The sequence below is a fragment of the Acidiphilium sp. PM genome (assembly GCF_000219295.1).
Taxonomy (GTDB): Bacteria; Pseudomonadota; Alphaproteobacteria; order Acetobacterales; family Acetobacteraceae; genus Acidiphilium; species Acidiphilium multivorum.
Window position 1 is genome coordinate 1 of record NZ_AFPR01000106.1, and the last position, 10,779, is coordinate 10,779.

Consider the following 10,779-nt stretch of genomic DNA (forward strand, 5'->3'; position numbering starts at 1 on the left):
AGCAGGGCGCTGCGCCGGGGGCGCTGGCGGAGCGGGCGACAGCGCTGGAGGAAGAGGGGCGCAGCGTGTCCTGGGTGATCGGCGAGGGGCGGGTGCTCGGGCTGGTCGCGTTCGGGGATGCGCCGAAGAGTGGCGCGCGCGAGGCGGTGGCGGCGCTGCGGGCACAGGGGCGGCGCGTGGTGCTGCTGACCGGGGACAATGCGGGCAGTGCGGCGGCGGCGGCGAGGGCCGTCGGCATCGACGAGGTGATCGCCGGGCAGTTGCCGGAGGGCAAGGCCGCGACGGTGGCGGCGCTGCGGCGGGAGGGCCGCGTGGTCGCCATGGTCGGCGACGGGGTGAACGACGCGCCCTCGCTCGCCGCGGCGGATATCGGCATGGCGATGGCGAGCGGATCGGATGTCGCGATGCATACGGCAGGGATCACGCTGATGCGCGGCGACCCTGCGCTGGTGGCGGCGGCGCTGGATGTGGCGCGGGCGACGATGCGCAAGATCCGCCAGGGGCTGTTCTGGGCCTTCGCCTATAACGTGATCGGGATTCCGCTGGCCGCCATCGGGTTCCTGAGCCCGATGGTGGCGGGGGCGGCGATGGCGGCATCGAGCGTGAGCGTGGTGACGAACGCGCTGCTGCTGCGGCGCTGGACGCCGCCGGTGAAATAACGGCGCGTCAGTAGGTGGCGCGGCCGCCGGAGATGTCGAACACCGCGCCGGTGCTGAAGGAGGCTTCGTCGGAGGCGAGGAAGCAGATCAGCGCCGCGATTTCCTCGACCGTGCCGAAGCGGTTCATCGGGATTTTCGAGAGCATGTAGTCGATGTGCTGCTGGCTCATCTGCTCGAAGATCGCGGTGCGGACGGCGGCGGGGGTGATGCAGTTCACCGTGATCGGCGTGGTGGCGAGTTCCTTGCCGAGCGACTTGGTGAGGCCGATGACGCCGGCCTTCGACGCGCTGTAGGCCGAGGCGTTGGGGTTGCCTTCCTTGCCGGCGACCGAGGCGATGTTGACGATGCGCCCGGCGTTGCGCGCGCGCATGTGCGGCACCACCGCCTTGCAGGTGAGAAAGATGCCGGTGAGGTTGACCTCGATCACCTGCCGCCAGGCATCGACCGGATAGTCCCAGGTGGTGGTGTTGGGGCCGGTGATGCCGGCGCCGGCGATGAGGATGTCGATCGCGCCATGGTCGCGCACCGCCTCGGCGGCGGCGTGTTCGAGCGCGGCGAAATCGGTGACGTCGAGCGCCTCGCCGGAGCAGGCGGGGCCGAGTTCGCGGGCCGCGGCGACGATCGCGTCACGGCTGCGATCCCACAATACCGCGTTGCCGCCCTCGGCGATGATGCGCGTGGCGGCGGCGAGGCCGATGCCGGCGGCGCCGCCGGTGATAACCGCCGTCTTGCCTTCGAAACGGTTTTTCACTTGCGGTGTCCTTCAGAAATGGGCGCGGGGGTCGTGCTTCGCGAGGCGGCGGAGCAGAAAATCGATTTCGGCGCGGGCGGTTTCGGTGAGCTTGCCGGCGGGGGCGCGCTGGGCATCGTGCGCGATGGCGCCGCGCTTCCGCAGCACGTATTTCCGCGTGGCGAGGCCGACGCCCTGCTGCTGTTCGTAGCGGATCAGCGGGAGGTGGGCGTCGAACAGGTCGTGCGCCTCGTCGCGCTTGCCGTCGTTCGAGAGGCGGACGACATCCGCCAGCATGTCGGGGAAGCAGTAGCCGGTCATCGCGCCGTCAGCGCCGCGCTCCATTTCGAAATCGAGAAAGAGCCCGCCATTGCCTGTGAGAATCGAAAGCGGGCGCAGGCTGCCCTCGCGCTGGAAGGCGCGCAGCGCGGAGATCTTTTCAAGCCCCGGCCAGTCCTCGTGCTTGAGCATGACGCAGGAGGGCAGGTCCATGACGATGCGGCGGATGACGGCGGGCGTCATGATCACCGAGAGGGTGAGCGGGTAGTCCTGGATCACGAACGGGATTTCGCCGCCGATCGCCTCGATCGCGTTGTGGTAATACGTCACGATCTGGTCGTCGGTGCGCAGTGAGGGCGGTGGGGCGATCATGACGCCGGCGGCGCCCGCATCCATCACCGCGCGGGCGAGGTTGCGCATGGCGGCGAAGCCGGGGGCGGAGACGCCGACGATGACGGGGATTTCGCACCGCCCGATGACCTGGCGGGAGATGGCTAACGCCTCGTCAGCGTCGAGCTTGGGGGCCTCGCCCATGATGCCGAGAATGGTCAGGCCGGTGGCGCCGGCGGAAAAATAGAAATCGCACATGGTGTCGATCGACTTCGTGTCGACCGCGCCGTCGGGCAGGAAGGGTGTGGGGGCGATGGGGAAGACGCCGCGTGCGGTATGATCGAGCTTCATTGTTTTGATATCGAACTATCTGTTTGTGGCGCGCGGCGCCCGGGCGCCGGTGTCTCGGCGACAGGCGTGATCGGCCCCTCGCCGCCGAACCACGCGCGGACATTGCGGATCAGCAGATCCGCCATCAGGCCGCGCGTGTGATGCGTGGCGGTGCCGACGTGGGGGACCAGAACAGCGTTGTCGCAGGCGAGAAGGGCTGCCGGCACGCGGGGCTCGTCTTCGAAAACATCGAGGCCGGCGGCGAGGATTTTCCGGCTGCCGAGTGCGTCGATCAACGCGGCTTCATCGACGACCGTGCCGCGCGCGACGTTGATCAGAATGCCGTCGGGACCGAGGGCCGCGAGCACCTCGGCGTTGACCGCGTGGCGCGTCGCCGGGCCGCCGGGGAGCACGACGATGAGCACGTCGACATTGGCGGCAAGTTCGACGAGCGAGGGAAAATGCGGATAGTCGAGATGCGGAACCCTGTTGCGGGAGTGATATGAAATCGGCAGGTCGAAGCCGGAGAGGCGACGGGCGATGACCTGGCCGATGCGGCCCATGCCGGCGATGCCGATGCGCCGGCCGCGCAGGCTGCTGCCGAGGGGGAAGGCGTCGTGCAGCCATTTTCCCGCGCGCAGGAAACGCTCGGCCGCGGGCAGGGTGCGGATGGTGGCGAGCAGCAGGCCGACGGTGAAATCGCCCATCTCGTCGTTCAGCACGTCCGGCGTGTTGGTGACGATAACACCGTGTTTGGCGGCGGCCACGACATCGACCGTGTCGTAGCCGACGCCGAAATTGGCGATCAGTTCGAGGGCGGGCAGGCGGGCGATCAGCGCGGCGTCGGTCGGGCGGCGGCCGCGCGTGACGATGCCGCGGATTTCGGCGCCGTGACGCTCGATCAGCGCGTCGAGATTGGTGCCGTCGTCACGGAGGATTTCGAAGCCGGCTTCGAGGGAGTCCTCGATGACCGGCATCAGGCTGCCGAGGAACAGAAGTTTCGGGCGGTCGCTCATTCTTGTGGGCCTCCCTGCAGGAAATCGAAATCGCAGCCTTCGTCGGCCTGCAACACGGTGGTTTCGAAAAGGCGGGCGTAGCCGCGCGCAGGCGGCGGGCGCCTTGGCGTCGCGGCATGTTCGGCGGCGCGGCGCTGCCATTCGGCATCGTCGATCAGCAGGTCGAGCGTTCGCGCCGCGACGTCGAGCCGGATCGGATCGCCGGTGCGGACCAGGGCGAGCGGGCCGCCGGCCGCCGATTCCGGGGCGATGTGCAGGACGATGGTGCCGAAGGCGGTGCCGCTCATCCGCGCATCCGAGATCCGCACCATGTCCTTCACGCCGGCGCGGGCGAGCTTGCGCGGGATGGGCAGGTAGCCGGCCTCCGGCATGCCGGGCGCGCCGATGGGACCGGTATTGCGCAGGACGAGGACGGTCTCGGGTGTGACGTCCAGCTCGTCGGAATCGATTCTCGCCGCCATGTCCTCGACATTTTCAAACACGAGGGCCGGGCCGGTATGGCTCAGCAGATGCGGCGAGGCGGCGGATTGCTTGATGACGGCGCCGCGCGGGCAGAGATTGCCGCGCAGCACGGCGAGGGCGCCGGTGGATTTCAGCGGCTTGTCCGCGCCGCGGATGACGGTCTGCCCGGGGACGATCTCGGCGGCTTCGGCGATCTCGCCGATGGTCCGGCCGCTGACGGTGGGGGACGCAGGATCGAGATGGCGCGAAAGTTCGCGCAGCAGGCGGGGGACGCCGCCGGCATGGTGGAAATGCTCCATGTAGTGATCGCCGGAGGGTTTCAGGTCGACCAGGACGGGGACGTTGCGGCCGATCTCGTCCACCGTTTCGAGTTCGATTCTTGTTCCGGCGCGGCCGGCCATGGCGGTGAGATGGATGATGCCGTTGGTCGAGCCGCCGATGGCTTGCAGGACGGTGAGGGCGTTGCGCAAGGCGGCGGGCGTGATGAGGTCGCGCGGGCGGGGCGCGCCGGCTTTCGCCAGGTCGACGATGCGCTTGCCGCTGGCCTCGGCGATGCGGCGGCGCTCGGCATGGACGGCGGGGATTGTGGCACTCATGGGGAGCGAGAAACCGAGCGCCTCGATCACGCAGGCCATGGTGCTGGCGGTGCCCATCACCATGCAGGTGCCGACCGAGGGGGCGAGGCGGCCGCTGATGGTCTCGATTTCGGCGGCGTCGATCTGCCCGGCGCGGTGCATTCCCCAGAGACGGCGGCAATCGGTGCAGGCGCCGAGCACCTCGCCCTTGTGGTGGCCGACGACCATCGGGCCGGTGGGGACGACGATGGTGGGCAGATTGGTGCTGATCGCCCCCATGAGCTGGGCGGGGAGCGTCTTGTCGCAGCCGCCGATGACGATGACGGCGTCCATCGGCTGGGCGCGGATCATTTCCTCGGTGTCCATCGCCATCAGGTTGCGCAGGAACATCGAGGTGGGGTGCGCGAAGCTCTCGCCGATGGAGATGGTGGGGAAGACCATCGGCAGGCCGCCGGCGAGCATGACGCCGCGCTTGGCGGCCTCGATCAGGTCGGGGCTGTTGCCGTGGCAGGGGTTGTAGTCGCTGCCGGTGTTGGTGATGCCGATGATGGGGCGGTCCAGCGCATCGTCGGAATAGCCCATCGCCTTGATGAAGGCCTTGCGGAGAAAAAGCGAGAAGCCGGCATCGCCGTAGCTGGTCAGGCCCTTGCGCAAGCCCGACACGGTCAGGCCTTCCGGCTGGCGCGGAAGGCTTCGTAGCGGGCTTTGGTTTCGGCGTTGGCGGGGTAGAGGCCGGGGAGCGGCACGCCGCGGTCGATCTCGGTCATGATCCAGGCTTCCAGCGCCTCCTGCTCGATCGCCTCGGGCACCACCTCGTCGAGCAGGGTCTGGGGGATGACCACGGCGCCGTCGTCATCGACCACGATCACGTCGTTCGGGAAGACGGCGACGCCGCCGCAGGCGATGGGCTGCTGCCAGGCGACGAAGGTGAGGCCGGCGACCGAGGGCGGGGCGGCGGCGCCGCGGCACCAGACCGGCAGGCCGGTGCCGAGGACGCCGGCGAGGTCGCGCATCACCCCGTCGGTGACGAGGCCGGCGACGCCGCGCTTGCCCATGCGGGCGCAGAGAATGTCGCCGAAAATGCCGGCATCGGTGATGCCCATCGCATCCGCGACGGCGATGCAGCCTTCCGGCATCGCCTCGATCGCGGCGCGGGTGGAGATGGGCGAGGCCCAGGAGGCGGGGGTGGCGAGATCCTCGCGGGCGGGGACGAAGCGCAGCGTGAAGGCGCGGCCGACCTTGCGGCCCTGGCCGGGGGCGAGCGGCGCCGTGCCGCGCAGCCAGACATTGCGCAGGCCCTTCTTGAGCAGCACGGTGGTGAGAGTCGCGGTCGAGACCGAAAGCAGGGCCGTGCGGATTGCCTCGTCGAGCGGTGCGCTTTCGGTCATCGTTATCCCCCTTTTGTCGTGTTCCGGCGGCGCCCTGGGGCGCCATCCGGTCGGTTGTATATGAGGGACACGACGGGCCGCAAGGCGGCCACCTTGCGGCAGGCGGGATGCCTGCCATGATCAGGCCCGGGACGGGCTCAGTTCATCAGCGGTCGTCGTCGTCGTGATGCCAGCCGCCGTGATAGTAGCCGCCGCCGTAATAGCCGGGGCCGCCATAGGGGTAGTAGACGCAGCCGGCGAGCGCGGTGGCGAGACCGGTCAGCGCGAGGGCCAGAACGACGGCCCTGAGGGCGGATTGTTTCATGTCTCTTCCTCCATCCTTGCGGATCGGGGAGATATGACGCGCGAAAACCGGTGTTTCGATGACCGGAATGTGGCGGTGATGTGGAACCTGCGCCGGCTCAGGGCTTCACGAAGACCATGATGACGATCACGATCATCAGGATGGTCGGGACCTCGTTGGCGATGCGGTAGAAGCGCTCGGGCTTCGTGTTGGCGTCGTTGAGGAAGTTCTTCCGCCATTTGGAGAGCGCGCCGTGGAAGCCGCTCATCAGGATGACGGAGATGAATTTCGTCCACCACCAGCCGGCCGACCAGGAGATGGCGCCGGGGGTGAGGATGAGCAGGATGCCGAAGGTCCAGGACGAGATCATCGCCGGGGTGGCGATCTGCTTGAGCAGGCGGCGTTCCATCACCTTGAAGCGGGCGGACTCGGCCGAGCCGGGGGCGAGCTGGCAGTGATAGACATAGAGGCGCGGCAGGTAGAACAGCGCCGCCATCCAGGCGATGACCGACATCACGTGGAAGGCGAGTTCCCAGCGGTAGAACGGCGCGAGGGCGGCGATGGTCATGCTTTTGCTCCGATCGCGGCGGCGAGGGCGACGAGGTCGCGCAGTTCGTGGTGGCCGCTTATGACCCGTTCGGCGCCGGCGGCGAGAAGAGGCTCGCCGTTGCCGTGCGGAGCAAAACCGTAGCAGGTCATGCCGGCGGCGATGGCGCCGGCGATGCCGGTGACGCTGTCCTCGATCACGAGGCAGGTTTCGGGGGCGGCGGGCAGCGAGCGCGCGGCGGCGAGGAAGACGTCCGGCGCGGGTTTCGGGCGGCCGCCCTCGGGGAACAGGCGCGGGGCGGAAAAGGTGCGGCCGGCGACGAGGTCGAGCCAGCCGGTGCGGCCGAATTTCGCGTCCATCTCCACATCGGCCGAGTTGGAGGCGATGCGCCAGGGCTGGCCGACGGCATCGAAATGCTCGAGGATCTCGCGCGCGCCGGGAATGGGTTCGGCGTGACGCTCCATCGCGGCGACGATGCGGGCGACCAGCATCGCGTTCCAGTCAGGCGGCAGGGGACGGCCGAGATCGGCCTCGATCATCGGGCGCATGGCGCGCAGCGAGACGCCGACGAAGCGGGCCATCGCCGCTTCCGGCGTGACCGGCAGGCCGAGCTCGGTCATCGATTCGGCGATGACCGCGGCGGAGACGCGCTCGCTGTCGATCAGGACGCCGTCGCAGTCGAAGATGACGAGGCCGAAAGTGCGTTTCATGCCGCCACGACTGCCCGATAGCGCGCCCAGGGGCAATCCCGGTTGCGGGCATCGCAGGCCCGCCCGCCGCGATGCGAGCAGAGGCCCGGGCCGTGGGCGACGGCGCGGCGGGCGATGCCGGCCAGGGCGGCGATGAAGGCGGGGTCGTCGTTCTGCGCCGGGGCCCGGTAATAGCCGGGCAGTTTCAGGTGGTCGGCCACCTCGCGGTATTCGACGTCGAGCTCGACCAGCGTCTCGATATGCTCGGAGACGAAGGCGATGGGGATGACGACGACGGCGGTATTGTCGCGCGCGGCCTGTTCGATCGCCTGCTCGGTCGAGGGTTCGAGCCATTTCTGCGGCGTGGCGCGGGACTGGTAGCAGACCTGATGGTCCGGCCGGTGGCCGAGGCGGCGCTCGATCGCCGCCATCACCGCCTCGGTGCAGGCCTCGACCTCCTCCTGGTAGGGGTCGCCGGCCTTGACGATGGATTCCGGCAGGCCGTGGGCGGAGAAGAGCAGGCGGATTTTCGCGCCGGCCCCGAGTTCGGCGCGGGCCGTTTCGTAGGTGCGGATGACCGGCTCGGCGGTGGCGGCGGCGAAGGCGGGATCGTCATACCAGCAGCAGAGCGTGGTGGTCGGCGCGACGAGGCCGGCGCGGGCGGCGGAATCGTGCCAGTCCGCGAGCGAGCTGCCGGTCGTGGTGGTGGAGAATTGCGGGTAGAGCGGGAGCAGAAGGATGCGCTCGGGGTTCCACGCCTTCACCTCGCGGGCGACGTCGCGCGCGAAAGGGTGCCAGTAGCGCATCGCGATGAAGCATTTCGCGCCGGGCAGGGCGGATTCCAGCGCGTCCGCCTGCTGGCGGGTGAGGTCGAGCAGGGGGGATTTGCCGCCCATCAGCGCATAGCCCTCCTCGGCCTTTTTCTGGGCGGAGCGGGCGATCAGCCGGGCCAGCCAGAAGCGGACGAAGACCGGGGCGCGGATGATCGCCGGGTCCGAGAAGAGGTTGACGCGGAAGGGCTTGATCGAGTCCGGACCGTCCGGACCGCCGAGGTTGAACAGGACGATGGCGGTGCGGACGGGCAGGACGGGTTCGGAATCGTTCATGGCGCTCAGGTGGCGGCGAGGGCGGATTCCTCAAGCTCGCCGGGTTCCAGCGAGCGGAGGCGTTCGATCACCGCGGCGACGTGCTCGGGCGGGGTGTCCGGCACGATGCCGTGGCCGAGATTGAAGATATGCGGATGGCCTGCGAGCCCGCGGGCCATCCGCTCCACCGCCTGGCCGAGCGAGATGCCGCCGGCGCGCAGCAGCAGCGGGTCGAGATTGCCCTGGAAGGCGACGCGGCGCGGGGCGAGCCGGGCGAGGGCGACGGGATCGACCGAAGTGTCCATCCCGACGGCGTCGACGCCGGTATCGGCGATGTAGGGCAGCGTCATCAGCCCGCCGAGGCGCGGGAAGCCGATGACCTTCACGCCCGGATGGCGGACGCGCAGCTGTTCGACGATGCGCGCCGTGGGGTGGATGACATGGGCGCGGAAGAGATCGGGCGGCAGCAGCCCGGCCCAGGAATCGAACAGCATCACGCAGTCGGCCCCCGCCTCGATCTGCCAGGAGAGGTAGTCGATCGTCGCGGTGGTGACGGTTTCGATCACCGCGGCGAGCAGGGCGGGATCGGCGTAGGCGACCTCGCGGGTCAGCGGGAAATCGCCGCCGCGGCCGTCGATCATGTAGCAGGCGACGGTGAAGGGGCTGCCGGCGAAGCCGATCAGCGTCGTCTCCGGCGGCAGTTCGGCGCGGACGCGGGAGACGGTTTCCATCACCGGCTCGGTGCCCTGGCGCAGGGCGGCGGGATCGAGCGCCTCGAGGCCGGCGAGACCGTCGATCCGTTCGAGGCGGGGGCCCTCGCCCTCGGCGAAGCGGAGTTTCTGGCCCAGCGCCCAGGGCAGGATCAGGATGTCGCTGAACAGGATCGCCGCGTCCATGCCGAAGCGGCGGACGGGTTGCAGCGTCACCTCCGTCGCGAGCGGGGGGGTGGTGCACAGGGCGATGAAGTTGCCCGCCTTTTCCCTGAGCTTGCGATACTCGGGCAGGTAGCGGCCCGCCTGGCGCATCAGCCAGACCGGCGGCGGCCAGACCGCCTCTCCCCCGAGCACCCTGAGAACCGGTTTTTCAGCGCGTTGTCCCGTCATGCGACCTGCCTAGCTTCAATTCGTCTTATAGGAAAGGACGGGGGGAGTAGTGTTAGCTGTGAACTCTGGGGAACCCCGCAATCCGGTTTTTTCTGCACAGAGTTTTCCACAGCAAAACTCGGCCTGCAATCTGCTGATTCTGCATCAAACCCCCGGTTTTTCCACATATGCGGGGGATGCCCGGGAAATTCATCCACCGCTCGCCGCGGTGTGAAATTCATCCACGCTTTCCACCGCGGGCGGTTTCGCGGCCCGAGTTATCCACGCTATGAGACCATGCATGGACGGCAAGCGGCTCAATCTCCACCTGGTTTCCGACGCCACCGGCGACACGCTGAACGCGGTGGCGCGGGCGGCCTCGGTGCAGTTCGAGGGTTCGGACATCCATCTGCACCGCTGGAGCCTGATCCGCTCGCGGCTGCAGCTGCACCGGGTGCTGGAGGGGATCGAGGCGGAGCGCGGCCCGGTGCTGTGCAGCCTGCTCGACCAGGCGCTGCGCCACGAGCTGGACGAGGCCTGCCAGCGGCTCGGCCTGCGCATCCTACACGTGCTCGACCCGGTGTTCGACCTGCTGGCCGAGGAGCTGGGGACGCCGACGCGGCCGACCCCGGGGCGGCAATACGTGCTGGATGCCGATTATTTCCGCCGGATCGACGCGATGCATTTCGTGCTCTCGCACGATGACGGCCAGGCGCTGCGCGGGCTGGCGGAGGCGGATGTGATCCTGGTCGGCGTCTCGCGCTCGTCGAAGACGCCGACCTCGTTCTACCTCGCCAATCGCGGCATCAAGGCGGCGAACGTGCCGATGGTGCCGGGGATCGAGCTGCCGGGCGTGCTGGACGATCCGCCCTGCCCGGTGGTCGGCCTGTTCATCGACGCCGAGCCGCTGATCGAGATCCGCCGGCACCGGCTCACCCTGCTCGGCCAGGGCGGCGGGGCGGCGGGGGCGTTCCGGCCGGACAGCGGCGACTATGTCGACGAGGAGGCGGTGAAGGCGGAGCTGCTCTGGGCGCGGCGGACCTGTAGCGCGCGCGGCTGGCCGACGGTGAACGTCACCCGCCGCTCGATCGAGGAGACGGCGGCGGCGGTGCTCAAGCTGATGGACGCCTGGCACGAGCGGCGCCGGCGGACGGCGACGTCCGCCTGACCTGATCGCGGATGGCGACGTCCGCCTGAAGCGGTCGCGGATGGCGGGCGATCACGTCGGCTTGACTTCCGGAAGCGAGGCTCTAGCCTGAACCGAGGAAAGTCCAGTGCCCTCATTATCAATGCAGCATCCGGTTTTCGGCGGTTTCGTCCTGCA

General features: G+C 69.0%; 12 protein-coding genes. 2 read left to right on the forward strand and 10 right to left on the reverse strand.

From position 1 onward, the window contains the following. Positions 1 to 659 (forward strand): cation-translocating P-type ATPase (locus APM_RS05395; RefSeq protein WP_007422345.1); only part of this gene is annotated, 659 nt, incomplete at its 5' end. A gap of 7 nt (positions 660 to 666) precedes the next feature. Here APM_RS05395 and APM_RS05400 read toward each other — a convergent pair. The 10 genes from APM_RS05400 to hemE form a co-directional block, all read right to left on the reverse strand. After that, a complete protein-coding gene (locus APM_RS05400; protein ID WP_007422346.1) occupies positions 667 to 1,410 on the reverse strand; it encodes an SDR family NAD(P)-dependent oxidoreductase in 744 nt (247 codons plus the stop codon). Between the two features lie 12 nt (positions 1,411 to 1,422). Next, the gene (locus tag APM_RS05405) at positions 1,423 to 2,349 is read right to left on the reverse strand and encodes a dihydrodipicolinate synthase family protein (protein WP_007422347.1); all 927 of its coding nucleotides are present in this window, start codon (positions 2,347 to 2,349) and stop codon (positions 1,423 to 1,425) included. Continuing rightward, positions 2,346 to 3,344: a 2-hydroxyacid dehydrogenase gene (locus APM_RS05410; protein WP_007422348.1), complete on the reverse strand. Its 999-nt coding sequence runs from the start codon at positions 3,342 to 3,344 to the stop codon at positions 2,346 to 2,348. The genes APM_RS05405 and APM_RS05410 overlap by 4 nt, the downstream gene beginning before the upstream one ends. Then, entirely contained in the window at positions 3,341 to 5,044 is a 1,704-nt protein-coding gene (locus APM_RS05415; RefSeq protein WP_007422349.1) for an IlvD/Edd family dehydratase, read from the reverse strand. Before APM_RS05415 ends, APM_RS05410 begins: the two co-directional genes overlap by 4 nt. Before the next feature lie 2 nt (positions 5,045 to 5,046). Continuing rightward, positions 5,047 to 5,769, reverse strand: coding sequence for a ribonuclease activity regulator RraA (locus APM_RS05420; protein WP_007422350.1), 723 nt, complete (start codon positions 5,767 to 5,769; stop codon positions 5,047 to 5,049). Between the two features lie 145 nt (positions 5,770 to 5,914). Further along, positions 5,915 to 6,073 (reverse strand): hypothetical protein, encoded by a 159-nt coding sequence (locus APM_RS22195; RefSeq protein WP_013640841.1) that lies wholly within the window; start codon positions 6,071 to 6,073, stop codon positions 5,915 to 5,917. A 97-nt stretch (positions 6,074 to 6,170) separates the two neighbouring features. Further along, positions 6,171 to 6,620, reverse strand: coding sequence for a protoporphyrinogen oxidase HemJ (hemJ, locus tag APM_RS05425; protein ID WP_007422351.1), 450 nt, complete (start codon positions 6,618 to 6,620; stop codon positions 6,171 to 6,173). Then, entirely contained in the window at positions 6,617 to 7,309 is a 693-nt protein-coding gene (locus tag APM_RS05430) for an HAD family phosphatase (RefSeq protein WP_007422352.1), read from the reverse strand. Before APM_RS05430 ends, hemJ begins: the two co-directional genes overlap by 4 nt. Further along, the gene (gene hemH, locus APM_RS05435; RefSeq protein WP_007422353.1) at positions 7,306 to 8,394 is read right to left on the reverse strand and encodes a ferrochelatase; all 1,089 of its coding nucleotides are present in this window, start codon (positions 8,392 to 8,394) and stop codon (positions 7,306 to 7,308) included. Before hemH ends, APM_RS05430 begins: the two co-directional genes overlap by 4 nt. 5 nt (positions 8,395 to 8,399) lie before the next feature. Continuing rightward, complete coding sequence (hemE, locus tag APM_RS05440) at positions 8,400 to 9,476, reverse strand: uroporphyrinogen decarboxylase (protein WP_007422354.1); 1,077 nt, start codon at positions 9,474 to 9,476, stop codon at positions 8,400 to 8,402. Positions 9,477 to 9,756: 280 nt separating this feature from the next. Here hemE and APM_RS05445 point away from each other — a divergent pair, with 280 nt between their 5' ends. Next, positions 9,757 to 10,623, forward strand: coding sequence for a pyruvate, water dikinase regulatory protein (locus tag APM_RS05445; RefSeq protein ID WP_007422355.1), 867 nt, complete (start codon positions 9,757 to 9,759; stop codon positions 10,621 to 10,623). Positions 10,624 to 10,779 lie beyond the last annotated feature (156 nt).